This is a genomic window from Stenotrophomonas sp. YJH_SMC_54 (assembly GCF_059368435.1).
Window position 1 is genome coordinate 247,781 of record NZ_JCAFRS010000005.1, and the last position, 24,579, is coordinate 272,359.

Below are 24,579 nucleotides of genomic sequence, written 5' to 3' on the forward strand. Positions count from 1 at the left end.
TTTTCCGGAGTATGCATGCGTAGCAGGCGTTGGGATGGCAAGAGCGGTTGCGCGGTGGAAGTCACGCTGTCGGTGATGGGCGGCGTGTGGAAGCCGATCATTCTGTTTCACCTGATGACAGGCAAGCGACGTTTCATGGAGCTGACCCGGCGTGTGCCCAACGCCACCCAGTCCATGCTGACCAGCCAGCTGCGGGAACTGGAGGCTGACGGGGTGGTGATCCGCCACGTGTACCCGGAAGTGCCGCCGAAGGTGGAGTACGAGCTTTCCGAATTCGGTCGCACGTTGGTGCCGGTGCTGCTTGCCATGCGCGAGTGGGGTGAAACCTATCGCGGCCATAAAGGCACGGACAGCAACGGCTGAGACCTGGAGTGGAGTGCCGAAGCAGTATCCGCAGTACTGCAGGCAGCGTATGTGGCGCGCAGCCTGGTTTCATGAAGGGCTGCGATGCGGTTCCTGTTCCGTGGACGCCCGGTTGCCTATAGTGGCGCTGGAACCCTGCAATGGAATGCCCATGCACGTGATGTCCCCCAGCCGGTGTCTGACGCTTGCACTTGCCGTTGCAGTGAGTGCCGGCGCCTGTGCGCGGCCACCGTCCAACGAACACGAAAGGAATTCCGCCATGTCCGGCGCAACCCAGACCGGCCGCACGATCAACGGCCACACCTATACCGATGCGCCCGTGGACGTGAAGCTCGGGCCGAATACCTTCCGCATTCCAGCCAACTACCTGGACAGCCAGATCGCACCGTGGCCGGGCGAGGGCGTGACGCTGGTCATCGAGTGGCCGGACATGAAGCCGACGGCGCCGGGTGCGCGGGCGAATCCGCGTACGAATGATTTCCGGAAGGAGATTGCTGTGGCGATCGATTACATCGATCGCGCGCCAATCGAAACATCATTGGAGCGATTGTCCTCTAACCAGGCATCCACCGAGGAAGGATCGGTGGAGCGAGGGGATCCTCGGGATCGGCTCGATCTGCGCATTGCGCGGCCCGACGTCATGGGTCTGACGCCTTACGCCATCGATGAAACGAGGATGGGGGTTTTCTCGAAGGAATACGAAGCACGCTATGGAAAACCGCCCACGCGCAATCCTGCCTTTGAAGATGACTGGTACATCGCGCGCGCTCCCAACGGCGGCCTGGCCACATTCATCAAATGCGAAAGCACGGCGTTCCGGGGGGATGGCGTTCGCCTGCAGGGCGATCAGGTCATCAGTGAGCAAGGACAAGCCGCCGCGGGGTGCTTCCACTATTTCTCGGATGTGGAGAACAAGCTTTCCATCTCGCTGAACTACAAGCGGGCCTTCCTGGCGGACTGGAAGCGGATGGAAGATGCGGTGCGGGATGTTCTCGCGCGCTCCCGCGTCCGGTAGTGAATGCACTCAGGAGCAGGCTATGAGTGGATTGACGCAAGAGAATCTCAAGATTCTGGCCAGCTATGCCAAGGCCGGAAACCGCGAGTTGTACTGGAACTATCTGTCGCAGCTGCCAGATGCGGATGGCTATGGCACGCTTGCGCTGGGTGTTGTTCGCAACGACAGCCTGCCAGGCCGCGTTGCAAACAGCTACGCGCAGGATTACGCCCGTGATCAGGAGGGCAAGGGCTCCGGCTTTCCCGATGCGCAGCTGAGCGAGCGCCAATGGGAGATGTTTGGGCAGACGCTTCTGCGCCAGGACCTGGAGCGACGCCTGTACTGGATGGAGCAGGGCCGCCCAGACCTGGCACTGAATCTTCCCGGCAAGGATGTAATGCTGGCTCACGACCGTGCATTTGAACGGCATGAACTCGATCCCAACTGCTGGACGCCGCGCGTGTTGCTGCAGGCGGCTGAGCAGAAGAGCGGCCCCGCGAAGCTGGAACAGATCTGGACCAACATGCTCAACAATGACTACGCCGGAGGCCCGCGTGTAGGCAACACCAGCGTCGATGCCATCAGCCAGATGGGATGGACGAAAGGCGGCCAGTACCTCACCCGGTTGAGCGTGCTGGAAGCCACCCAGGCCCTGGAAGGGCGCTCGGCGGTCGATCCGAACGTCATCGGTGGCAACAGCTACTACGCGATGTACTTCGAGGCGGACAGGAAATGGGCCAGCATCAGTGCGGGCGGCGGTCACATGTCGCTGCGCGAGATCACCGATCCCTCACGTATCGCCGAACTCAACGACGCGCGCGAGGTTCGTCTGGAGCGCCTGGAGAAGCGAACCCAGTTCCACCCGGACGACCCATATCGGACCATTACCCGCAGCCCGCTTACCGCAGCCGTGGACGACGTGGCGGATCCCTCACAGGCGCCGACCCGTCTGGCCGACATTGGTCCTGGCCACCGTGAGTACACATTGCTGCAGCAGGTGCGCGAAGGCGTGGCCGCGATCGATGCCAGCGCGGGACGTACCCACGATGAGAACAGCGAGCGTCTTGTGGCGAGCGTGATGGCCTTGGCCCGCCGCAACCAGCTTGAACGCGCCGATCACGTGCTGCTGAGCGCCCAGACGGCCGACGCTCCCGCAGGGCGGAACGTGTTCGTGGTGCAGGGCGAGATGACCGACCCCGCCCACCTGCGCGCTTCAATGCCCACGGATATAGCAGTACAGACGCCGGTTGCGCAGTCGTTGCAGCAGATGAAAGCGGTCGACCTGGATCGCCAGCAGACTGCCGCGCAACGCCAGCAGGAAATTGATGTGCAGGCGCGCGAGAACCATGCGATGCGGATGGGATGAAATCACACCGCCAGTCGCGTATGGAACCTTTTCAGTAGTAAGGCGCAGCGCCTGCCAGCCAATGCCAGCCCCCGAAATGGGGGCCGGCACGCATCACGGCAGTGCGTGGCTTACGGGATGGTGCAGCCGCTGTTCCGCAGGCAACGAGCAAACGCCGGGTAACAGACTTTCTCGCCATTACCCGCCGCCAGGCACGCGTCATACGCGGTATAGCAAGGGGTACAGCGGGACTGCGCGGAGGCACTGCCGATTCCCAGGGTCAGTGCAGCAGCCGCAATAGCAACAGACAGCTTGAATCCAATCTTCATGCTTCACTCCGTTGATAGCCCTCCTTGGGCAACGGCAACGCTACAGGCGGAGGAGATCGTGCACAAGTGACTGGAAGTGCCGACGGTTTCGGACACGCGTGGACCAGTGCCAGGCAACGATCTGCTTGCCGGCAGTGGATCAGCGCTACACGTGCTTCCGGTCAGAAGCTGTAGGCCGCCTGCACATACACCCGCCGTGGATCGCCGGGGAAATGCCCGTTGCGTTCAATGAAGCCACTGGCCGCGTACACCTTGTCGAACAGGTTCTTGACGTTGGCCTGGAACTGCCACTGCCTCCACGTGGTCTTCCAGCTCACGTCGAACACGGTGTAGGCCTTGACCGTCTGCCCATCCAGGCTGACGCGTTCGCCGACGTGATCGGCGCCAAAACCGATGGCGGAGTTGATCGCCGGCAGGTCATAACGCGTCCACAACCCCAGCTTGTTGCGCGGCGCATTGGCGAATCGGTCGCCTGAGGCGTTGGTGATGCCATTCGGTCCGGCGTCCTTCACCCGCGCATCGTTGTAGGCGTACGTCAGATTCAGCACCCAGCGCTCGCTGAGGTCGGCCAGCAGGTCAAGCTCCATGCCGGTGCTGCGTACCAGGCCCAGCGCGGCCAACTGGTTCACGCCACCGATCACCTCGCCGGTGGCCTGCACGATGTTGCTGCGGTCGATCCGGTAGACCGCCATGTTCAAGGCCACACGGTCGGCCAGCAGCGACTTCATGCCTACTTCCCACTGCTTGCTGCGCTCGGCATCGAACGGTCCGCCAGCGGCCGGGTTCTGGTTGGCGGCACTCTGCGGCACGAAACCACTGGCGACGTTGGCGTAGACGTTCAGGCCCTCACGCACGGTGAACGTGCTGCCCAGCCGCCAGCTGAGATCGTTGCCATCCACACTGTTGCCAGTGATGCGATCCTCATCCTTGAAGCCATCCCAGCGCACCCCGGCCAGCACATGCCAGCGCGGGCCCAGTGCCAGTTCGTCCTGCAGGTAGCCGCCATGGCGCTTGCTGCGGGTGGATGTGCTGCGCCAGGGCAGGGCCGCCAGGTTGTAGTCGTGCCAGGTACTGGCGCCGTACACGGGATTGAACAGGTCGATGCCGCGCACCGGCCCCGCACCACGTGCAAGGTCAGCGCTGTTGGCGGTCTGTGCAGTGAAATCCGCATCCAGCTGGTACACGTCCGCACCGAACAGCACCTTGTGCTCAACCGCGCCGGTGGTCACCCGCCAGACGGCATTGCCGTTGGCAGTGAATGCTTCGTTGTCGCGGATCTGGTTGCGCAGCTGGCGGGTCATCCACTCGGCCACGCCATCGCGGTCGCGATCGATCAGGCCCATCGGCTCGTGGTACATCTGGTGTTCGCTGTTGCTGAACCAGCGGGCGGCGAAGTCCAGGTCCAGAGAATCGAGCGGCGCGAAGCGGTACTGCGCCAGCGCCACCTTGGCGCGCATGTCGAGGAAATCACTGGCCTCGTTGTGGTTCCAGCGGCGGTCGGTCAGGAACGTGCCTGCATCGTTGACCGGCACGCCACGCAGGCGGTTGCCGCCAAGGTTCTGGGTGATGTCGGTGAACTGCAGCACCAGCTCGCCGGTCTGGCCAACGTCGAAGGCCAGCGAGGCGTCGCCGATCACGCTCTCGCTGTCGGTGTTCCAGCGCACGCCCTGTTCACTGTCGGCATAGAGCCCGGCGCGATAGCGTACGCTGCCGGCGGCATTCAACGGCCCGGTACCCTCGATCGATCCGGCACGGAAGTCCTTGTCGCCGAGCTGGACCTCGATGCGGCGTTCGTCGCTGGCTTTCGGCTTGCGGGTCACGTAGTTGATGACACCGCCCGCATCACCCCCGCCATACAGTGCGCCTGCCGGCCCCTTCAGCACTTCCACGCGCTCGATGTTGAACAGCTGCGGCACCGAAAATCCTGCGTACGGGTCGCCGCGCAGGCCGTCATACAGCACGTTCTCCTGGCGGAAGCCGCGCAGGGTCACCCCGGCATAGCTGAAATAGCTGATGCCGCTGATGCTGCGATAGAGGTCGGTCACCTGGCGCGCGGCCTGGTCGTCGATCAGTTCACGCGGGATGACCTGGATCGACTGTGGGACCAGCTCCAGGGGGGTATCGGTGCGGGTGCCGACCGCAGCATCGTCTACCCGATACAGTGTCTGTGCGCGTCCGCGGACTTCGACCTTGTCCAGATCCTTGGGTGCGGCAGCGGAGGACTCAGCTGCATGCGCAAGGGTCGCCACGTGCGGGGTCAGCGCCAGGCACAGGGTGCGTTGCAGGGGCATGGGCAGGGGCATTGGGGAGGGTCACGTGTCTGCAAATGAGAAAGATTAGCATTTGCGATACTTCGACGCCTATTCCCCGGATGCGCTATGGACGCGCGCCGGGGTCCGTATACGGGGTGCCCGCCAAGGCCACCAGTACCCCGGCGGCACCGCGCACGATCAGCTGCCGCATGGCCTCACGCGGGTCCTCGCCCTGCAGCTGGCTTGCCAGTCCTTTCTCATAGGCCGCCACCATCGACGCCAGCAGCATGGCCGCGCCCAGTCGCGCTTCGGCGTCATGTTCGGGCCGGCCGACAGCGTCGGCCATCAATCGCGCCAGATCGTCAGTTAACTGCGCCTGCAGGCGTCGCGCGTGCGCGACCAGTACCGGGCTCTCGGCCACGGTGCCCCAGAAGGCGGCAGCGCCGGTATTGATGCGCAGCAGCGGATGGCCGGCCTCCAGCAACTCACGCACGAGTGACTGGAAGGCCGCGAGCGGGGTCATGGCGCTGCGCGCCATCATGCCCTCGCGCAGCAGCATGCGCGCCTCCTCATCGCGATCGAACACCAGGTCTTCCTTGCTGGCGAAGTAGTTGAAGACCGTCTTGCGTGAGACGCCCGCGGCTTCGGCGATCTCGGACATGGAGACGGCCTCGAAGCCGCGCCGGATGATCAGCTCGGTGGCGACGTCCGAAATCGCTTGTCGGGTCTCGGCCTTGCGTTGTTCGCGACGACCAGGGGGCGAGGTCATGGGCGGTTCACTTGTTAAAACGTACACCGAGTGTAACATTTGGGCCGCCAGAGCGCCGACCCGGCGCTCACAAGGAATCTCCATGCTGTACGACGTTGTCATTGCCGGTGCTGGCCCGGTTGGCTTGTTCCTGTCCTGCGAACTGGCCCAGGCCGGGTGTTCGGTGCTGGTTCTGGAACAGGCCGGGTCCGCTGATTCGCCGTTGAAGCGCCTGCCATTCGGGCTGCGCGGCCTGAACGCCCCCACGCTGGAGGCACTGGATCGGCGCGGCCTGTTGGACGCGGTCGCCGCGACACAGGTCCTCAAGCCCGACAAGGGCGCACCGCCGCCCGGCACCGCTCATTGGCTGGCGCAGCCGCGTGCGCTGGGTGGGCACTTCGCGGGTATTCCATTTGCACTGGACGATGTGGACCAGGCGCGCTGGAGCTGGCGCCTGCCGACACCGGCGGGCACCCAGATGGCGGTGGAGTTGCAGGCCCTGGAAGCGGTGTTTGCCGAATGTGCGGCTGCGCTGGGCGTGCGCATCGAACGCGGGCGTGCGGTACAGGCGGTGGATGCGCACGAGGCGCAGGTTGCCGTGCACACCGGCTCCGGCAGGGTCCACGGCCGCTGGCTGGTCGGTTGTGATGGGGCCCGCAGCACGGTACGCAAGCAATCGGGCTTCCTCTTTGCTGGAACCGGGCCAGAGTTCACCGGGTACACGCTGCTGGTCGAACTGGCAGATGGGTGTGTACTCACACCAGGCCGACAGTTCACCGATCACGGGATGTGCAATTTCAACCCGCCAGGCATGCTGGCGCTGGCCGATTTCGATGGTGGCGCCGGCCATCGCACGCCACTGGACCGGCACACCGCGCAAGCGTTGCTGCGGCGGGTGTCTGGCTGCGAGGCAACGATCACTGCATTGCACCTGGCCACGACATGGACCGATGCTGCGCGCCAGGCGACGGCCTATCGCAGCGGACGTGTGATGTTGGCAGGTGATGCCGCGCACATGCATTCGCCGTTGGGCGGCCAGGGACTGAACCTCGGCATCGGCGATGCGATGAACCTCGGTTGGAAGCTGGCCGCCGTGGCGCGGGGCAAGGCCGATGAGGCGCTGCTGGACAGCTATCAGGCTGAGCGCCATCCGGTGGGCGCCAAGGTGCTGGACTGGTCGCGCGCGCAGGTTGCGCTGATGCGACCCGGGGCCGGTTCGCGCGCACTGGCAGCGATCATGGCCGACCTGGCCGGCACCCGCGATGGGGCCACGTATCTGGCCGAGCGGATCTGGGGTGTTTCGCAGCAGCTGGATCTTGACGGGGACCACCCGCTGGTCGGCAGGAGCGCGCCGGACTTCCGGTTGGTCGATGGCCGCCGCCTGGGCGAACTGCTGAGAGCGGGGCAGGGGGCGCTGCTTGTTTTCGACCCGGCGTCTTCGCCGCCGCAGCATGGCCAACGCTGGCAGCCTTCCATCGCCTGCGCCGCAGATACCGGGGATGTGGCGTCGGGCCTGGGGGCGGTGCTGGTGCGCCCGGATGGCATCGTTGCCTGGGCCTGTGGCACACGGGGGGATATGTCCGGCCTCGATTCAGCGCTTGCTTCCTGGACCGGTCCGACCCGGTGATCTGCCCGCTAATGCGCAGTCACCATCGTCTGCGAGCGACAGCTGGCCTCGGTCATCACCAAGGCCAGCTGCTTCAGTGAGTAGGGCTTGCGCAGCAGCGTGAAACCGTGGCCTGGATCGCGGGCCAGCAGTTCGCTGTAGCCACTGGTGAGGATGATCGGAAGATCGGGCAGGCGGCTGCGGATGGTGCGGGCCAGATCCAGCCCATTGGTCCCGGGCATGACCACGTCGCTGAACACCACGTGGAAACGCGCAGCGTCGCGCTCGAGCTCCGCCAGTGCTTCGTCGGCATTGCGCGCGAGTACGACGTTGTACTCAAGCTCGCGCAGCGCACCGACTGCAAATTCGGCCACATCCACATTGTCTTCCACCACCAGCACGCACAATCCGTGACCATGCAGCAATCCCGGTTGCGCGGTCGGCAGCTCGATGGAGGCGTTAGCCTGCGCCAGCGGCAGATACAGCGTGAAGCGCGTACCGACACCGGCCTGGCTCTGTACGTCCACTTCGCCCTCGGACTGCTTGACGAAGCCGAACACCTGGCTGAGGCCAAGCCCGGTGCCCGCGCCCACTCCCTTGGTGGTGAAGAATGGCTCGAAGATCCGGTCCACCACGGACGGATCGATACCGGCACCGGTGTCGCTGACGCTGATCGCAGCGAAGTTGCCTTTCATCGGCGCCGCGAACCGCACGGAAGGCACCGATGTCAGCTGTTCCACATCGATCGTCACCTTGCCGTGGCCGTCGATGGCGTCGCGCGCGTTCACCGCGATGTTGATCAGTGCGGTGTCGAGCTGGGTCCGGTCCAGCAGCACCGGCAACGGGGCGTCGGGCAGGTTCACCGACACGGAGATGCGTGCACCCAGCACTGTGGTGATGATGTCTGAAAGCGCGCGTACGCTCTCGCAGAGGTCGAATACCTGCGGCGACAGGCTCTGCCTGCGCGAGAACGCCAGAAGCTGGGCGGTCAGGCGAGTGGCGCGGTCAGCGGCGGTTTCGATCGCCTGTACATAGCGCAGGCGCGCATCTTCGGCCGGCCAGGTATGCAGCAGCATGTCCACGGAACCGGTGATGACCTGCAGCAGATTGTTGAAGTCGTGGGCAACGCCGCCGGTCAGCTGGCCGATGGCCTCCAGCTTCTGCGACTGCCGCAGCTGTTCGCGGGCGCGTACCAGTTCAAGATGGGCCTCGCGTGCCTGCTCGGTGATGGCCGCCACCTGGCGGGTGTGCCGGTCGCGTTCGATCACCCGTTCGGTCTGCTCGCTGACCATGCAGATGATGCCGGCCACGCCTCCGCAACCGGCACGCAGCGGCGAGTAGGAGAACGTCCAGAATGTCTCGCGCAACGTGCCATCACGGTCCATCATCAACGGCATGTTCTTGAAACTGCGGCTCGTGCCGCCAAAGGCGTCGTTGACAGCATCGACGACGTCGGCCCAGACGTCCGCCCAGACGTCTTCCAATCGGCTGCCCATGGCGCCGTGCAGCTTGCCGCCCAGCATCGGCAGGTAGGCATCGTTGAAGAAGAACGCCTTGTTGTCGCGGCCCCATGCGATCCACAGCGGCTCCGGAGAATCCAGGATCATCGCCAGCAGAGCGCGAAGTTCGGGAGGAGCGTTGGTCGCGTCGGCGGAACGGGCCCAGTCGCTGTCCTGCAGCAGTCGGTAGGCGAGTTGATCGGGTGCCGAGACAGGAAGGGGGAAGGGATGCATGGCCGTGCGCGAAGAAAGGTGCCGCAGCTTAGCCGAGGTGATGTCATTGCGCCCTGCACAGCTCCTTTGCCCTGGCTGTCATCGGCCCTGCGCGGCGCACGAGGTGACTCACGGGGCGCCCTCTGACTGCACCATCATCCCTGCGCCAACAGCCTGCGTCGTGGCACCGTCGTATTGCAGCCTCAGACACCCAGAAGCGAATTCACCTGCCAATCGGCAACCCGCGCATGGCTCACCGCCTGATGACTGCCGCATCCGTCGCAGCGGAACAAGGCGCCGCCCGGCAGCTGGACCAGATTGTCTTCGCTGGCCGAGCGGGTTTCAGAGCAATGCCGGCAGATGACAGTGAGCGCCGTAATGCGCTCCACCCCGCCAGACAGGTCGAACACAGCTTCAAAGGCATGGATGACAGGGTGACCAGTGGCCGGCATCGGGAAAGTCGTCGTGATGGGGAGGCCTTATCCTGCCCCCCCGATCGTGACGGGCTGGTCATCCGCATGCATTGGAACGATCAAGATGCCCGGCGGCTCAGAGATCCTTCTTCTTGCCGCTCAGGTCGATCGGCCTGTCACTGCCCTTGCGCTCGCTCGACCACACTTCCATGCTCTTGTTGCAGCGGCTCTCGCGGGCAGCCACTTCGGGTGGCAGGTCCTTCAGATGCGGCGACTCCTGGCAGGCCTGGTGCATGTTGCTGTCGTCATACGTGGCACAGGCGCTGAGCGTGGCCAGGGCAATGGCGGTGAGGGAGGCGCGAAGCAGGGGCTGCAGGGTCATGGGGGGTCTCGGGTGGTGCCGGGCTGGCCATGGAATTCAAATACGTGACCCCGGGCACGAGCAATCCGTCCAATTGCACTTGTTATTCTGTAACAGATGCGCGATGGTCCGGCGCCTGCTGCTGTCAGGCGACGCAGATCATCAGGATCATGCTCAGCGCCAGCATCAGCACGAATACGCGCCGGCTCAGCGCAAGGCAGGCCAGGCAGGCGGCCAGTGCCCAGGCAGCCAGCAGCGCGCAGGCCAGCAGCCACAGCCCGATCACGATCAAGGATCCGGTCGCCAGCGCCGACAACGCGATGGCCTTGTACAGAGCCACGCCCAACACGCTGCCGAGCACGCCCGCCTGCAGGGCGATGGCATCGTGATGTGCGGGGGCAGGCGCGTGGAGCATGGTGGCTGGATGGTTGCAAGCGTGAGCGGCGCGCGTACTGTGCCCGAATACACATCCACGCCATGTGTACTTCGCCGACGGCGTGATCAGTGACGGCGGCGCGACAGCAATAGCCCAATGCCCACCACGGGCACGATCCCAAGGATCGGTGCTCTGTAGAACGGCCAGCCATGCAGTACGCCCGTGATCACCAGTGCCGCCGTCGCCAGCAACAGGCCCGCACCCCAAACGCGTGCGGGCCAGGCACCGAAGAAGTGGCGACGTTGCGGAGCCGCGGCAGCGTTGGCGGGCCGATCTGCGAGCGCCTCTGCCAGTGCGTCCCGGAAGGTTGGGAAATCATGCATCGATGCCCGCGTGCGCTGCAGCAGCACGCTCGGTCCATCGATCAGGATCAGATCGACATGATCGTCCAGGTTGTAGGACCGGATCTGCTTGAACGGGAGAGGAGGACGGTGCTGGAATACCAGACGATCCTGTTCCAGTACCACCCGGTCCCGTTGTGGGGAATAGACAACGAAGCCGAGAATCAGCGGCGACAGCGTGAAAATCGCTGCCGCGCCCAGTGCCGGAAGCGGCCCAAGTTCGGGTGCGACGGCAAACAGGAGTATTGCCAGTGGTCCGGCTCCGGCGGCAACGATGGCGTACTGGTGATAGCGCCTGAAGATGCGTACTTCGCTGCCGATTTTCCGCGGCCGGGCGGGGAGACGGGAGCGGGCGGGGGGTGACTTCATGGACTGCGTTCGATCACGGCATTCTGGCAAGAAAGCGTGGCGTCGCGTTGCAATGAAGTCCATACAACTATTTCGAATCCACCCTTGCTGGACCCCTGTGTGAGTCCTCGTGCGCCTTCGCCCACGCATCTGCTCAGTCGAACTCGCCCTCGGCCGATTCCAACCGCTGCCGGTACGCCGCCCGATGCTGGTACAGGCGCTGGCACTCGGCGGACCGGTGGATCCGGCTGGCCGGTTCGTTGGCCACGGCGTCGCACATCCTTGCGATGTGGTTGTTGGACGCCAGTTCGGTCACGAAGAACACGGCGGTGATGCCGGTACCCAGCAGCACGACATAGAGCAGGCGGCTGAGCCAGCGCGTGCGCTTGCGCTCGAAGTGCTGCTGGAGGGTCAGGTCGAAGCGGATGATGCTGAGCACGATCCAGATGATCGCGACCAGGAAGCAGATGGTAGGCAGCAGGCCTCGCCAGATTCCTGCTTCGTACACCGACTCGCTGTAGTGAACTGCTGCCCCGGCACCTGCGATGGCGATCGCCAGCGCCCAGTTACGTCCCAGCGAGAGCAGGTCATCGAGCAGCTTCTCCCGGTTCCTGGTCGATCCTGCTGCCACGTGGGTTCCGTCTCCATGCTGCGATCGGCGGCGGAACTGCCGCCGATCCTGCAGATGGTGGAGCATCGCTGCGGCGATGAGAAGACCGCGCGGCTCAGTGTGCGATGGCGCGGGCGCCGATCCAGCGCCGGTAGCGGCGGGTCCGACACTTTGCGGCCGCCTGTGCCAGCAGCAGGGCCCATACCGGTGAGACCGTGGGTGCGGTGGGGCGGCGCCGGCTCAACCGGCCCAGCTGATACTTCACTGCGGCCATGTGCGCGCTGGCCGCCAGCGGCTTGCTGCGCCAGTTGATGTCGCGCAGTGTCGGCACCGGATCGCGGCCCTGCTGCCAGTGCTGCGGCAGATCCGGCTCGATCGCCAGCGCGGTGGCGATGCCGACCATGGCCACGCCGCTGGCCAGCACCTGCTCTGCCACTTCGCGGCGGCGGATGCCGCCGGTGACCATCAGCGGCATCGTTGCCACCGTGGCGATCTCGCGCGCGAATTCGAGGAAGTACGCTTCGCGGGCCACGCTGCGTTCGTCGCGTGCGGCGCCGGTCATGGCCGGTGCTTCATAGCTGCCGCCGGACAGTTCGACCAGATCCACGCCGAGGGGCGCCAGCATCTCGACCACGTCGCGCGCGTCCTCGGGCGAGAAGCCGCCGCGCTGGAAATCGGCGGAGTTGAGCTTCACCGCCACCACGAACATGGGCGCCACCGTCGCGCGCACACCCTGCACGATCTCCAGCAGCAGGCGCGCACGGTTCTGCAGGCTGCCACCCCAGCGGTCATCGCGGCGGTTCGACAGCGGCGACAGGAACTGGCTGAGCAGGTAGCCGTGCGCGGCATGGATCTCCACGCCGCTGAAACCGGCGCGCTCGGCCAGCTCGGCACTGCGGATGAAGCGAGCGATCACGTCTTCAATATCCGCCTCGGTCATCGCCCGCGGCGGCGCGAACTGTTTGGACAGTGCGCCCATGTCCAAGGGGACCGCCGAAGGCGCCAATGCCGGCTGGCCGAGCGCGGCCGGCATCTGCCGCCCGGGGTGGTTGATCTGCATCCACATCTGCACCCCGCGCGAGCGCGCGGCGTCGGCCCAGGCGATGAAACGCTCCAGGTGGCGATCGTCCTCCAGCACCACGCCGCCGGGGCCGGTCATGGCGCGGCCATCGACCATCACGTTGCCGGTGATGATCAGTCCGGCGCCGCCGTCGGCCCAGCGCTGGTACAACTGCAGCAGCGCTTCGGAGGGGGCGTGGTCGGCGTCGGCCATGTTCTCCTCCATCGCCGCCTTGGCGATGCGGTTGCGGATGAGGGCGCCGGAAGGCAGCGCCAGGGGCGAGAACAGCGACATGGGACAGCTCCAGGACAGGGGAATGGCGCTACGCTAACCTTCAAGTTTTATTGAAGGTCAATGGGTTCCGATGTCGAGGATTCAGGCAGATGAAGATCGGTGAGCTGGCCCGCCGCACGGGCCTGGCGGCGTCACGCATCCGCTTCTATGAGGAGGCAGGGTTGCTGGTCGTCCAGCGGCAGGCCAACGGCTACCGCGACTACCCGGAGCAGGCGGTGCTGCTGCTGGAGCTGATTACCGGTGCGCAGCGCGCCGGCTTCAGCCTGGAGGAGATACGCGCCTTGCTGCCACCGGACATGGGCCAGTGGCAGCACGACGCATTGATCTCGATGCTGCAGCAGAAGGTGGCCGACATCGAGGCGCTGCAGTTGCGGCTGGCAGAGAGCCGGGCGCACCTGCTGGCCCTGATCGAGGACATCCAGGCGCGGCCGGAGGGCATCGACTGCGCGGCCAACTCGCGGCGGGTGCTGGAGCGCGTCAAGCGCGGTGAGCTGGCGCGCCCGACACTTGCGGCCGGCGATACGGCGTTGCTGCGGCCGGATCGCCGCCGCCGCGCGGGCAGCAGCTGACGATCCGGCGCGAAGGTCAGTGACTGCCCACGCCGGCTGTCTTGCGCTTCCTGTCCAGCATCACCGCCACGCACCACAGCAGCAGGCCGCCGATGGCGGTGGCGGCACCGACATAGCCGGTGCTGGCCGGGCTGAAGCCGGCACTGATCGCCATGCCACCCAGCCACGGGCCGAGTGCATTGGCGGTATTGAAGGCGGCATGGTTGGAGGCGGCGGCCAGGGTCTGTGCTTCGCCGGCCACGTCCATCAGGCGCGTCTGCAGCACCGCCGCCAGCGCGCCCATGGTGCCGACGGTGATGATCATCGGACCGATCGTCCACACCGACTGCGCGGCCAGCGGATACAGCAGCAGCATCACGATCGACCACAGCAGCACCACCGCGGCGGCCTTGAAGTGGAACTTGTCCACCAGCCAGCCACCGGCGATGTTGCCGATGATCGCGCCGATGCCGAACACGCCCACCGCCAGCGGCATCCACGATTCGGCCACGCCGGTGACCTGCACCAGGGTCGGTGCCAGGTAGGTGAACACACAGAACATGCCGGCGAAGCCAACGGCGCCGATCGCCAGCGCCAGCCACACCTGGGTGGTGTTGAAGGCGCGCAGTTCGCGCATCGGCGAGGTACGGACCTCGTCCGGGTCCGGCAGCAGGAAGCGCGCGATCATCGCCACGGTGGCGATGGCCAGCACGCTGACCAGGGCAAAGGCGGTGCGCCAGCTCAGCTGCTGGCCCAGCCAGGTGGTCAGCGGATTGCCGACCAGGATCGCGATCGACAGGCCCAGCAACACGCGCGACATCGCCTGGCCGCGCTGGCCGGCCGGGCTGATCGCGGCGGCAACCAGCATCGCCACGCCGAAGTAGGCGCCATGCGGCAGGCCGGCGACGAAACGCGCAATGAGCATCGTGCCGTAGTTCGGCGCCAGTGCGCTGGCCAGGTTGCCGACGGCATAGAAGCCCATCAGTGCCAGCAGCAGCTTGCGGCGAGGGAAGCTGGCGCCGACGAAGGCGAGGATCGGGGCGCCGACGACCACGCCGATGGCGTAGGCGCTGATCAGGTGGCCGACCTGGGTTTCGGAAATCGACAGGCCGCGGCTGATCTCCAGCATCAGGCCCATGCTGGCGAATTCACTGGTGCCGATGGCGAAGCCGCCCAGCGACAGGGCAAGGATGATCAGGGTGCGCTGACGGGGCGTCAGCCGCGCAGCCAGGGAAGAGTTGGGGCTCATGCGGGGCGCGATGGGGGCGGGGAGCCGGTCATTGTACTGCTGCACCGCAACAAGGGCAGCAGCACTCAGGGTAAATCAGCGTTTGATCGGTGACACGTTCGCCCACCGGCCACCGCGCGGCGCGATCAGATGCCCAGCGCTGCCCGGGCGTGCGCATACTTGCCGCGCAGGCGCCCGGCCGTCGCCGCGTCGAGCATCGCCAGGCGCTGCGGATCGGCGTTGTCATCCAGATCGGCCTGCTTCACCTTCAGTGCCAGCGGGTGGGCGGCAATGCGCGCGTAGTAGCTGTCCGCGTCGGGGGCCGCGTCGCGGTTGAGCAGGTGCACCGCCTCGCGCAGCGGGGCGGGAAAGACCTCGATCTGTGCGGCAAACGCCGGGCAGTCTTCGGCTACGTCATGCAGCCAGGCCACCACTTCGGCGTCATCGTCGCCGCGCACCGCGGCCGCCACCCGCGCCACATGGCAGATGTAAGGCTGGCCGGCCTTGTCCGTCTGGCCCGCGTGGGCCTCGGTGGCCAGCGTGCGTGCAAGTGCTACCCAGTCCATTGCAGTCTCCTTGGATATCCGCAGACAGTTTCGCGCAGAAACCGTAGCGCTTGTGCATACGCCGATGACACTGCGATGGGCATCATGGCGGGGCAGGGGACGCAGTGTTGCCCCGACAAGGAGGAATGCGATGCAGGAATTCAGGCATGTGCTGGAAACCCGTGGCCGCTATCAGCTGGTAGCAGTGTCCTACGAGCCGGTGTACGCTCCGGGCGATGTGGTCGGCCATGCGGTCGTCGCCGACGATGGGGATCGTCTGACCGACCTGGTATCACTGGCCGAAGCGCGCCAACTGCTGTTGCAGCGGGTGCGTGAAGAGGGCGAAGAGCCCGGGCTGGAGAACGAAAACAACCTGCGGAAGAAGGCGTCGCGCTGGCGCCGCCGCTAGGCCGTCGCGCCCTCGTGCGCATCATGGAGGATTCGGGTGTTGCCCAGTAAGAAGTATCTGCTCATCGCCATCGTCACGCTGGCGACCCTGCTGCTTGGTTTCGTGTTTTCCGGCTACCTGACCCTGTTGTTCCTGGGGTTGGACACCAAGCTGTTCACCTGGAACACGTACTACCAGTACTACCACGCCATCGGCCAACCGCAGGTTGCGCCGTTCGTGGGCAAGATCAAGTGGGCCGGCTACGTGGGCTTCGGCTTGCCGCTGCTGGTCCTGCTGGTGACCGGTCTGGTGCTGCTGCTGAAGAAGGACAAGCGCTCGCTGCATGGCGACGCGCGTTTCGCCACCGGCGCCGACCTGTCCAGGCATGGCATGTTCAAGAAGACCGGCCAGAGCATCGTGGTCGGCAGCCATGGCGGCAAACTGGTGCGGCTGGATGGCCAGCAGTTCGTGATTCTTGCGGCACCCACCCGTTCAGGCAAGGGCGTGGGCGTGGTCATCCCGAACCTGCTGGAATACGGCGAATCGCTGGTGGTGCTGGACATCAAGCAGGAGAACTTCGACCTGACCAGCGGCTGGCGCGCCAGCCAGGGCCAGGAGATCTACCTGTTCAATCCCTTCGCCGAGGATCGGCGCACGCACCGCTGGAACCCGCTCAGCTATGTCTCCGATGATCCGGCATTCCGGGTGTCGGACCTGATGAGCATCGCCGCGATGCTGTATCCGGACGGCGCCGAGGACCAGAAGTTCTGGGTCAGCCAGGCGCGCAACGCGTTCATGGCCTTCACCCTGTATCTGTTCGAAAACTGGGACGACGAGCGCAGCAGCGGCTTCCCGGGCGGCTCGGGCACGCCGACGCTGGGTTCTGTCTACCGGTTGTCATCCGGCGATGGCACCGATCTGAAGAAGTACCTCAAGGCCTTGTCGGAGCGTTCATTCCTCAGTGGCAACGCGCGATCGGCGTTCGCCAACATGCTGTCCCAGGCCGACGAGACCTTCGCCTCGATCCTGGGCACCTTCAAGGAACCGCTCAATCCCTGGATCAACCCGGTGCTGGACAAGGCCACCAGCAGCAACGACTTCCTGCTGACCGACGTGCGCAAGAAGAAGATGACCATCTACATCGGCATCCAGCCGAACAAGCTGGCCGAGAGCCGGCTGATCATCAACCTGTTCTTCAGCCAGCTGATCAACCTCAACACCAAGGAACTGCCCAAGTCCAACCCGGACCTGAAGTACCAGTGCCTGCTGCTGATGGACGAATTCACCTCGATCGGCAAGGTCGAGATCATCGCCTCGGCGGTGTCCTACATGGCCGGTTACAACATCCGCCTGCTGCCGATCATCCAGAGCATGTCCCAGCTCGATGCCACCTACGGCCGGGAAGTCTCGCGCACGATCATCACCAACCACGCGCTGCAGATCCTGTACGCGCCGCGCGAGCAGCAGGACGCCAACGACTATTCGGACATGCTGGGCTACACCACCATCCGCAAGAAGAACGTCACGCACGCCCGCGAGAAGACCCACAGCTTCACCGAGGAGCGGCGGGCACTGATGCTGCCGCAGGAGCTGAAGGCGATGGGACCGGACAAGGAAGTGTTCCTGTACGAGGGCATACCGCATCCGGTGAAATGCGACAAGATCCGCTACTACAAGGATCGCTACTTCACCTCGCGGCTGCTGCCGAAAGTCGACGTTCCCATGCTTAACGTCTAATTCACGTCGTTAAATTTGTGACGTAGATTCATATTCACTGACGTGAAAACGTGAGTTGAGTCAAGAATTCGGCATTTGTTCATAGATTTTCAGACTTGTCTGACATGGAATTGACGCGTGGTTGTGCGACCCTGTGCATGCCGTTCAGAAATGTGTGATGGATGGCAGATGTTGTAGAGCAGGGTGGCCAGGAGTTTGTGCCATGAAACATGGATGGTTTCGACGTTGGTGAGGTATGCGGGTGTGTCGCCGGGAGTTTCTGGCGGCCCCGCGACTTGGTTGGCGGCCGTTGGCTGCAGGGGAGCCGGAGTGGGTGTGCTGCCAGTCAGTGCGTCGCTCCGATTCCGGCGTGCGCGACGCAGCGCCGGACGACCAGGGGACCAATGCTCGGGACTGCTTTTTCGTACGTCAAAGTGAAGCCCGTATGAATCAGGCGTTTATCGCGAAAATGTCCATCGCCGCAGTGGCGGCGTTGATGGTGGCCGGTTGCGCCACCAAGTCCGCTCCCGATTTCGGAGGCCGCTGGAAGCCGGTGAACCGCTTTGCTGCGGCAACCACCGAGATCCCGCTGTACTCCAGCTACGTCTACCAGGCCTCGCCGATGGATGGCACGCTCAAAGCCATGCTCGAGCGCTGGGCCAAGGATTCCGGACGCACGCTGGATTACCGCCTGAGCTCGGACTTCACCCTGTACGGCGCGGTTTCCAACATCGACACCACCAACGCTCAGCAGGCCGTGATCGATCTGACGGCGGCCTATGCAGCGCAGGGCATCTCCGTCTCCATCGTTGGCAACCAGATCGTTGTGCAGAGCGCTGGCTCGACGCCGACCGCGTCGGCACAGGGCGCTGATTCCAACAGCGGCACCTGAGTCCACCTCGAAATCATCGAACGTGCCGCTCCCCGCGCCTGTCGCAGGGGTGCCACGCCCATTGATGTTTCAGCAGTACGGAAGAATCCATGTTCCGCAAGAAGGATCCCGGCAATAGTCCCAAGGTCGAGCAGTCGGTCGCCAAGGCGGTCAGCTACGAGATCACCGTGGCCGACATGGCGCGTCGCAGTGAGCGCCGTGCCTGGTGGGTCGCCACCGGCTCATTGCTGATGTCGCTGGCACTGGCTGGCGGCTACTACTACATGCTGCCGCTGAAGGAGAAGGTGCCGTTCCTGGTGATGGCCGATGCCTACACGGGTACCGCCACGGTGGCGCGCCTGAGGGGCACGTTCCAGGGCGAGACGATCACCACCAATGAAGCGGTCAACCGCAGCAATGTCGCCCAGTACGTGCTGGCGCGCGAGTCGTACGACTCCGCGGTGATGGGGTTGCGCGACTGGGAGCTGGTGTTCGTCATGTCCAGTGATGCCGTGGCCGCAAGCATGAAGCAGCGCTATGCCAGCAACAATCCGCAGAATCCGTTCGTGATGTACGGCCGGGGCAAGGCGATCAGGGTCAAGATCCTCAGCATCACCCCGCTGGGCGTGCAGGCGAACGGCAGCTTCCGTGGCGCGTCCGTGCGCATCCAGCGCAGCCTGCTTGACAAGCGCAGCGGTGTATCGACCTATCTGGACAACCAGCTGGTCACCATGCGCTTCCAGTACAACCAGAATCTGGCGCTCTCCGAACAGGACCGCGTGCTCAACCCATTGGCGTTCCAGGTCACGGAGTACCGTGTCGACAACGACTATGCGCGCGGCGTGCCCGTGCCGGATGACGGTGCCATGCAGCAGCAGGCCCAGGATGCCGCGCAACAGGCACAGCTCGCCGCGCAGCAGGCGCAGGGCATGTACGTTCCGAACAATCCGGCCGCTGCCACCATGATCGATCCCGCCACCGGTCAGCCTGTCGCAGTGCCGGCCAATGGGCAGATGCAGCCGATGCAGGGTGCGCCCATGCAGGGGCAGCCGGTCCAGGGGCAGCCGATGCCGGGGCAGGTCGCGCCGGGACAGCCGGCAATGATGCCGGCACCGAACCATTCCACCGGAAATGCTGATGGAGCAAGCAACCGATGAGTAGTCGAAAAATCAGGGGAAGCGCGTGGGCGCTGCTGTCGTTGCTGTCGCTGGTGTTTTCCAGCGCGGCGATGGCACAGGCAGTTGACCACTACGAGTATGAGAAGGACCGCATCTACCCGGTTCGCACCGGCCTGGGCCTCACCACCCAGATCGAGCTGAGCCCGAACGAGAAGATCCTCGACTACAGCACCGGCTTCAGCAGCGGCTGGGAACTCACCCGTCGCGAGAACGTGTTCTACCTCAAGCCGAAGAACGTCGACGTCGACACCAACATGATGGTGCGTACCGAGACCCATTCGTACATTTTCGAGCTGAAGGTCGTTGCCACCGACTGGCGCCAGCTTGAGCAGGCCCGTCGCGCCGGCGTGCAGTACAAGATCGCATTCGTCTATCCGAATGACACTGTGTTCGGCCCTGCCCAGTCGGCGGTCGAGGAGGAAGCGCAGCCGCTGCTCAGTACCGAGCTGGCCAAGGATCGCCAATACAACTTCAACTACTCCTATTCGACCAGCAAGGCCAAGAAGATGGGATGGCTGGTCCCGGTCAACGCCTACGACGATGGCCGTTTCACCTATCTGAAACTGCCCAACTCGCCCGAGTACAAGACCGGTATCTTCCCGGCCGTATTCGGTCGCGAGAAGGAGTATGGCGAGGATTTCGTGGTCAACACCACGGTTGAAGGCAATACGCTGATCGTGCACGGGACGTACCCGTACCTGGTCATCCGCCACGGCGACTTCGTCGTCGGCCTGCGAAGGAACGTGAAGAAATGAGCCAGCAGAACACTCCCGAAAACGATCCGAATCCGTCTCCGTACGGACAGGGGCCTGCGGCTCAGGAGCCATCGGCGAACCCCTACTACGGGCACGCGCAGGCAGAGGCGGCGCCGGATCTGGATGCCAGTGCCCCACAGCTTCGCTCTGCGGAAGAGCAGCGCTTGAACCGCAAGGCGCTGTTGTTCCTCGGCGGCATCCTGGTGTTGTTGCTGGCCATGGGCTTCCTGCTGCTGCGCAAGGGCAAGGAAGACGCTGAAGAAGCCAAGGCGCCGCCGCAGGTTGCACGTTCGAGCACCCCCGACCTGCCGATCATTGCACCCTCCGCGATTCGCGAGGCCGCCCGGGAAGCCGCCGAGCCCATTCCGATGCTGCCGCCACCGCCGCAGGAAACGATGGGCCCGACGTTCATTCCTCGTGCCGAACCCGAACGCGAGGTCGAGCGTGGCCCGAGTCTGCTGGATCGCCGCATTGCCGGTAGTGGTGGCGCAGGCGTGGGCACGGGCGACGCTGGCGGCCAGGCCGCAGCAGGGGACAACGACGATCCCTACATGCAGGCCACGTTGGCTGCGCTGCAGGCGCAGAACGGCAATGCTCCGCCGGCCAAGGTGCGCCGCGGGCCTGATGTGGAGGATGTGTCCAATGCTTCCTACATCCGGAGCCCCGACGCGCTGCTGGTGCGTGGCACCTATCTGCGTTGTGTACTCGAGACCCGCATCATCACCGATCTTGCAGGTTATACGTCGTGCCTGTTGACCGAGCCGGTCTACTCGATCAACGGCCGCAGCCTGCTGCTGCCCAAGGGGTCCAAGATCTATGGTGCGTACGGTGGCGGTCCCAAGGGCAAGCGCGTGGAAGTGATCTGGGATCGCATCACCACGCCCAATGGCATCGACGTGGCCATGTCCAGCCCGGGCGTGGATCAGCTGGGTGGTGCTGGTCATCCTGGCCAGTACAGCGCGCACTGGGGTAGTCGCATTGCGTCGGCGTTGATGATCAGCCTGATCGCCGACGCCTTCAAGTACGCCGCAGCCGAGCATGGTCCAGAGTCGACGACGGTTTCCAGCAATGGTTTCGCCGTTCGTTCGCCCTATGAAAGCGCCACCGCGCGCACGATGGAGCGTCTCGCCAACGAAGCCCTCACCAGTTCGAATCGCCCGCCGACTGTCACCATCAACCAGGGCACCATCGTGAACGTCTACGTCGCCAAGGACGTTGACTTCACCAACGTGCTCAACCCGCGCCGGTAACCCGAAGAACAACCATGGACGCCGAAGTGTCACCCCTCGCCCTCGTTTCCAGCGATTTCCTGCGCTATCAGTACGAAGTGCTGGGCATCGCCGAGTACATGACATCCCCGGAAGTGACGGAAATCTGCATCAACCGTCCCGGTGAGCTGTACCTGGAAACCCGGGCCGGGTGGCAGCGGGTGGACGTGCCGGGCCTGACCTTCGAGCGGGCCCGGCAGTTCTGCACCGCCGTAGTGAACGAAAGCAACACCGGCCAGCGCATCACCGATGCCGATCCGGTGGTGTCGCTCACGTTCCCCACCGGCCAGCGTGCGCAGTTCGTGATTCCACCTGCCTGTGATGCCGGCAAGGTTTCGATCACGATCCGCCTGCCGTCCAAGCACACCAAGTCGCTCACCCAGTACCACGAGGATGGTTTCTTCAACCAGATCCTGGAACAGGATGGCAGTCTGAGCGAGCAGGACCGCGAGCTGCTGGAACTGCGCCAGCAGCGCGAGTACGCAGAGTTCTTCCGTCGTGCGGTGATGTACCGCAAGAACATCGTGGTCTCCGGTGCGACCGGTAGCGGCAAGACCACCTTCATGAAAGCGCTGGTCAATCATATCCCGGACAACGAGCGCCTGGTCACGATCGAGGACGCACGCGAGCTGTTTCTGACCCAACCCAATGTGGTGCACCTGCTGTACTCCAAGGGCGGGCAGAGCACCAGCAATGTCAGCGCAAAGAGTTGCATGGAAGCCTGCCTGCGCATGAAGCCAGAACGCATCATCCTGGCCGAGCTGCGCGGTGACGAGGCGTTCTACTTCATCCGCAACTGCGCATCGGGCCACCCGGGCTCGATCACCAGTTGCCATGCCGGTAGCCCGGAGCAGACCTGGGATCAGCTGGCGCTGATGGTGAAGGCCTCGGCCGAGGGTTCGGGCCTGGAGTTCAACGTGATCAAGCGACTGTTGATGATGACCATCGACATCGTCGTGCATATCAAGGCGCATGCCGGCTCGCGCTACATCACCGGCATCGACTTCAATCCTGGGCGTGCCCAGGGCAGGAGGGCTGACCAATGCTGCCAGGACTGGAAATGATGGCGTGCCCGGAAATGGCCGTCTCGATGGACGTGATGCAGCACGTCATCAACGTGGAATCGTCGCGCAACCCCTATGCCATCGGCGTGGTCGGCGGCGCCCTGGTGCGCCAGCCCAAGGCCCTCGACGAGGCGCTGGCCACCGTTCGCATGCTGGAGGAGAAGGGCTACAACTTCTCCATTGGCCTGGCCCAGGTCAACCGTTACAACCTGGGCAAGTACGGGCTGGATTCCTACGAGAAGGCCTTCCAGCAGTGCCCGAACCTGCAGGCTGGTTCGCGCATCCTCGCCGATTGCTACAAGCGCTCCGGTGGTGACTGGGGCAAGTCGTTCAGCTGCTACTACTCGGGCAACTTCGAGACCGGCTTCCGTCACGGGTACGTGCAGAAGATCTACGACTCGATCCGCCGCGGTCAGCAGGTCGCAAGCAACGGCGTCGCGCCGATTGACGTGGTCAGCCGCGGCGAGCGTCGGGTGGTCAGGGTCGAACATCATCCGCAGACGGCCTCGCCGGCCCAGGCACGCATCGTCGCCCAGGCCAGTGCGCCGGTGTACGTGCCGTCCAATGACCCGGCCCGCGCCTACACCGTTTACCCATCCACCGGTGCGATGGCCCGCGGCAGCCTGCTGAATATCGCCGACCAGGCGGTATCGCGCGTGGTGCTGGGCTCGGTCGATCGAATGATGCAGCCACAGGCACAGCGTGGAAACGACATGCCGCAGCAGGCTCCGCAGCCGTATCAGCAGCCTGGTGCGGCGCAGGGCGGGGCAGCCATGCCGCAACAGCTTCCCGGGATGGCTGCCGGCGCGAACGCGCCGGTGATGCTGCGCCCGTGGAATGAGCGTAACGCGCCGGCAGCGGACACCCAGAATTTCTACAACGCACCGGCGCCCCGTGCGCCGGTGCAGCAGATTCCCGCAGGGGATGCGGCCTTCGTGTTCTGACGAAGTCGTGGTGCGACCGGTCCCCCGGCTGGTCGATTCAGTTGTGTTAGTCCATCAACAAGGAAATCAATCCATGAAGCGATTCAATCTCGACCTCGTCCAGGCCCAGCGCACGCTGAAGACCATGCTGATGGCCGTCGCATTCGCCGGTGCTGTGTTCGCTCCGCAGGCCCTGGCCGGCACTGACTTCGGTGGTACCGATGGCAAGGTCTGCGGCTTCTTCTCCAACATCAACGGTCTGCTGAACATGGCCTCGATCGCCGTGGTCACGATCGCCGTGATCTTCGCCGGTTACCAGATTGCGTTTGCCCACAAGCGCATCGGTGACGTGGCCCCGATCCTCATCGGCGGTGTGCTGATCGGCGCGGCAGGCCAGATCGCGCGCATGCTGCTCGGCAAGGAGGCTGGCAGCTGCGAAAAGGTCGGTGGTGGCGACGGCGCTGGCATGGCGTTTGAAATGATCAAGCACGCCGTCCAGTACTACAGTGCATAAGAACGTCCTGTTCCGGGGATGCACGCGCCCAGCGATGTTCCTGGGCGTTCCCTACCTGCCATTTTTCATGGTGGCGGGTGGGTTGTTGCTGCTGAGCATGTACACGAACTTCTGGTTTCTGCTGACCATCCCGGTGGCCATCTTCATCATGCGGCAGATGGCCAAGCGTGACGAGATGATCTTCCGCCTGCTGGGCCTGCGCCTGATGTTCAAGCTCAAGGTGCGCAACGTGCAGGAGCATGATGGCATGTGGGTGTTCAACCCGAATCACTACCGCAACAAGCCAGCCCCCAGGGATTGAGGGCTGGATCCGGCCAGGCGGGCGTTGAGCGCCCGCCTGGCCAACTCCGCATCTTTGTCGGCAGTACC

Annotated in this window: 26 protein-coding genes; 15 read left to right on the forward strand and 11 right to left on the reverse strand. The window is 64.5% G+C overall.

The genetic code is table 11. From position 1 onward, the window contains the following. Positions 1-15 precede the first annotated feature (15 nt). The 3 genes from AC5P5S_RS08250 to AC5P5S_RS08260 all read left to right on the forward strand — a co-directional run bounded on the left by AC5P5S_RS08250 (position 16) and on the right by AC5P5S_RS08260 (position 2,723). Positions 16-363 carry a winged helix-turn-helix transcriptional regulator gene (locus tag AC5P5S_RS08250; RefSeq protein ID WP_005410145.1) on the forward strand — a complete coding sequence of 116 codons (348 nt, stop codon included), beginning with the start codon at positions 16-18 and terminating at the stop codon, positions 361-363. Between the two features lie 151 nt (positions 364-514). Then, entirely contained in the window at positions 515-1,378 is an 864-nt protein-coding gene (locus tag AC5P5S_RS08255) for a Smlt3025 familytype IV secretion system inhibitor (RefSeq protein ID WP_062607322.1), read from the forward strand. A 22-nt stretch (positions 1,379-1,400) separates the two neighbouring features. Beyond that, positions 1,401-2,723 carry a Smlt3024 family type IV secretion system effector gene (locus AC5P5S_RS08260; RefSeq protein WP_049407067.1) on the forward strand — a complete coding sequence of 441 codons (1,323 nt, stop codon included), beginning with the start codon at positions 1,401-1,403 and terminating at the stop codon, positions 2,721-2,723. A 469-nt stretch (positions 2,724-3,192) separates the two neighbouring features. Here AC5P5S_RS08260 and AC5P5S_RS08265 read toward each other — a convergent pair whose 3' ends face one another. Both AC5P5S_RS08265 and AC5P5S_RS08270 read right to left on the reverse strand, forming a co-directional pair. Next, positions 3,193-5,334 carry a TonB-dependent siderophore receptor gene (locus tag AC5P5S_RS08265; RefSeq protein WP_081113777.1) on the reverse strand — a complete coding sequence of 714 codons (2,142 nt, stop codon included), beginning with the start codon at positions 5,332-5,334 and terminating at the stop codon, positions 3,193-3,195. A gap of 73 nt (positions 5,335-5,407) precedes the next feature. Continuing rightward, the gene (locus AC5P5S_RS08270) at positions 5,408-6,052 is read right to left on the reverse strand and encodes a TetR/AcrR family transcriptional regulator (protein WP_231336598.1); all 645 of its coding nucleotides are present in this window, start codon (positions 6,050-6,052) and stop codon (positions 5,408-5,410) included. An 82-nt stretch (positions 6,053-6,134) separates the two neighbouring features. On the opposite strand from AC5P5S_RS08270, the gene AC5P5S_RS08275 reads away from it, so the two are divergent. Beyond that, entirely contained in the window at positions 6,135-7,658 is a 1,524-nt protein-coding gene (locus AC5P5S_RS08275; RefSeq protein ID WP_231336597.1) for an FAD-dependent monooxygenase, read from the forward strand. 8 nt (positions 7,659-7,666) lie between these two features. Here the strand turns inward: AC5P5S_RS08275 and AC5P5S_RS08280 are convergent, their stop codons facing one another. The 7 genes from AC5P5S_RS08280 to AC5P5S_RS08310 all read right to left on the reverse strand — a co-directional run bounded on the left by AC5P5S_RS08280 (position 7,667) and on the right by AC5P5S_RS08310 (position 13,212). Continuing rightward, complete coding sequence (locus AC5P5S_RS08280) at positions 7,667-9,370, reverse strand: ATP-binding protein (RefSeq protein ID WP_062607313.1); 1,704 nt, start codon at positions 9,368-9,370, stop codon at positions 7,667-7,669. 182 nt (positions 9,371-9,552) lie between these two features. Beyond that, the gene (locus AC5P5S_RS08285; protein WP_005410137.1) at positions 9,553-9,801 is read right to left on the reverse strand and encodes a hypothetical protein; all 249 of its coding nucleotides are present in this window, start codon (positions 9,799-9,801) and stop codon (positions 9,553-9,555) included. A 97-nt stretch (positions 9,802-9,898) separates the two neighbouring features. Continuing rightward, positions 9,899-10,144 carry a hypothetical protein gene (locus AC5P5S_RS08290; protein ID WP_044570470.1) on the reverse strand — a complete coding sequence of 82 codons (246 nt, stop codon included), beginning with the start codon at positions 10,142-10,144 and terminating at the stop codon, positions 9,899-9,901. A 124-nt stretch (positions 10,145-10,268) separates the two neighbouring features. Then, the gene (locus AC5P5S_RS08295) at positions 10,269-10,538 is read right to left on the reverse strand and encodes a hypothetical protein (RefSeq protein WP_005410135.1); all 270 of its coding nucleotides are present in this window, start codon (positions 10,536-10,538) and stop codon (positions 10,269-10,271) included. Between the two features lie 86 nt (positions 10,539-10,624). After that, positions 10,625-11,269 carry a hypothetical protein gene (locus tag AC5P5S_RS08300; RefSeq protein WP_062607311.1) on the reverse strand — a complete coding sequence of 215 codons (645 nt, stop codon included), beginning with the start codon at positions 11,267-11,269 and terminating at the stop codon, positions 10,625-10,627. Positions 11,270-11,402: 133 nt separating this feature from the next. Next, on the reverse strand, positions 11,403-11,879 hold the full coding sequence (locus AC5P5S_RS08305; protein WP_049460718.1) for a membrane protein: 477 nt from the start codon (positions 11,877-11,879) through the stop codon (positions 11,403-11,405). Between the two features lie 94 nt (positions 11,880-11,973). Then, a complete protein-coding gene (locus AC5P5S_RS08310; protein WP_062607309.1) occupies positions 11,974-13,212 on the reverse strand; it encodes an NADH:flavin oxidoreductase/NADH oxidase family protein in 1,239 nt (412 codons plus the stop codon). A gap of 89 nt (positions 13,213-13,301) precedes the next feature. Here AC5P5S_RS08310 and AC5P5S_RS08315 point away from each other — a divergent pair, with 89 nt between their 5' ends. Beyond that, positions 13,302-13,781 (forward strand): MerR family transcriptional regulator, encoded by a 480-nt coding sequence (locus tag AC5P5S_RS08315; RefSeq protein WP_005410131.1) that lies wholly within the window; start codon positions 13,302-13,304, stop codon positions 13,779-13,781. Positions 13,782-13,797: 16 nt separating this feature from the next. On the opposite strand, the gene AC5P5S_RS08320 is transcribed toward AC5P5S_RS08315, so the two are convergent. Then, positions 13,798-15,009 carry an MFS transporter gene (locus AC5P5S_RS08320; protein WP_005410130.1) on the reverse strand — a complete coding sequence of 404 codons (1,212 nt, stop codon included), beginning with the start codon at positions 15,007-15,009 and terminating at the stop codon, positions 13,798-13,800. A gap of 125 nt (positions 15,010-15,134) precedes the next feature. Continuing rightward, on the reverse strand, positions 15,135-15,554 hold the full coding sequence (locus AC5P5S_RS08325) for an HD domain-containing protein (protein WP_012480647.1): 420 nt from the start codon (positions 15,552-15,554) through the stop codon (positions 15,135-15,137). 130 nt (positions 15,555-15,684) lie between these two features. On the opposite strand from AC5P5S_RS08325, the gene AC5P5S_RS08330 reads away from it, so the two are divergent. The 10 genes from AC5P5S_RS08330 to AC5P5S_RS08375 all read left to right on the forward strand — a co-directional run bounded on the left by AC5P5S_RS08330 (position 15,685) and on the right by AC5P5S_RS08375 (position 24,511). Next, positions 15,685-15,942: a hypothetical protein gene (locus AC5P5S_RS08330; RefSeq protein WP_005410128.1), complete on the forward strand. Its 258-nt coding sequence runs from the start codon at positions 15,685-15,687 to the stop codon at positions 15,940-15,942. Between the two features lie 36 nt (positions 15,943-15,978). After that, entirely contained in the window at positions 15,979-17,658 is a 1,680-nt protein-coding gene (locus AC5P5S_RS08335) for a type IV secretory system conjugative DNA transfer family protein (protein ID WP_005410127.1), read from the forward strand. Positions 17,659-18,082: 424 nt separating this feature from the next. Continuing rightward, positions 18,083-18,529 carry a hypothetical protein gene (locus tag AC5P5S_RS08340; protein WP_012480646.1) on the forward strand — a complete coding sequence of 149 codons (447 nt, stop codon included), beginning with the start codon at positions 18,083-18,085 and terminating at the stop codon, positions 18,527-18,529. Positions 18,530-18,618: 89 nt separating this feature from the next. Continuing rightward, on the forward strand, positions 18,619-19,665 hold the full coding sequence (locus AC5P5S_RS08345; protein WP_062607307.1) for a VirB8 family type IV secretion system protein: 1,047 nt from the start codon (positions 18,619-18,621) through the stop codon (positions 19,663-19,665). Continuing rightward, positions 19,662-20,441, forward strand: a complete 780-nt coding sequence (locus AC5P5S_RS08350; protein WP_012480644.1) for a TrbG/VirB9 family P-type conjugative transfer protein — start codon at positions 19,662-19,664, stop codon at positions 20,439-20,441. Before AC5P5S_RS08345 ends, AC5P5S_RS08350 begins: the two co-directional genes overlap by 4 nt. Next, entirely contained in the window at positions 20,438-21,691 is a 1,254-nt protein-coding gene (locus AC5P5S_RS08355; protein ID WP_012480643.1) for a TrbI/VirB10 family protein, read from the forward strand. The genes AC5P5S_RS08350 and AC5P5S_RS08355 overlap by 4 nt, the downstream gene beginning before the upstream one ends. A gap of 14 nt (positions 21,692-21,705) precedes the next feature. Continuing rightward, positions 21,706-22,773 (forward strand): P-type DNA transfer ATPase VirB11, encoded by a 1,068-nt coding sequence (gene virB11 / locus AC5P5S_RS08360; protein WP_495276304.1) that lies wholly within the window; start codon positions 21,706-21,708, stop codon positions 22,771-22,773. Next, positions 22,752-23,717 (forward strand): lytic transglycosylase domain-containing protein, encoded by a 966-nt coding sequence (locus AC5P5S_RS08365; protein WP_012480641.1) that lies wholly within the window; start codon positions 22,752-22,754, stop codon positions 23,715-23,717. The genes virB11 and AC5P5S_RS08365 overlap by 22 nt, the downstream gene beginning before the upstream one ends. A gap of 73 nt (positions 23,718-23,790) precedes the next feature. Continuing rightward, positions 23,791-24,210, forward strand: a complete 420-nt coding sequence (locus AC5P5S_RS08370) for a TrbC/VirB2 family protein (RefSeq protein WP_012480640.1) — start codon at positions 23,791-23,793, stop codon at positions 24,208-24,210. Further along, entirely contained in the window at positions 24,203-24,511 is a 309-nt protein-coding gene (locus AC5P5S_RS08375; protein WP_012480639.1) for a VirB3 family type IV secretion system protein, read from the forward strand. Before AC5P5S_RS08370 ends, AC5P5S_RS08375 begins: the two co-directional genes overlap by 8 nt. Positions 24,512-24,579 lie beyond the last annotated feature (68 nt).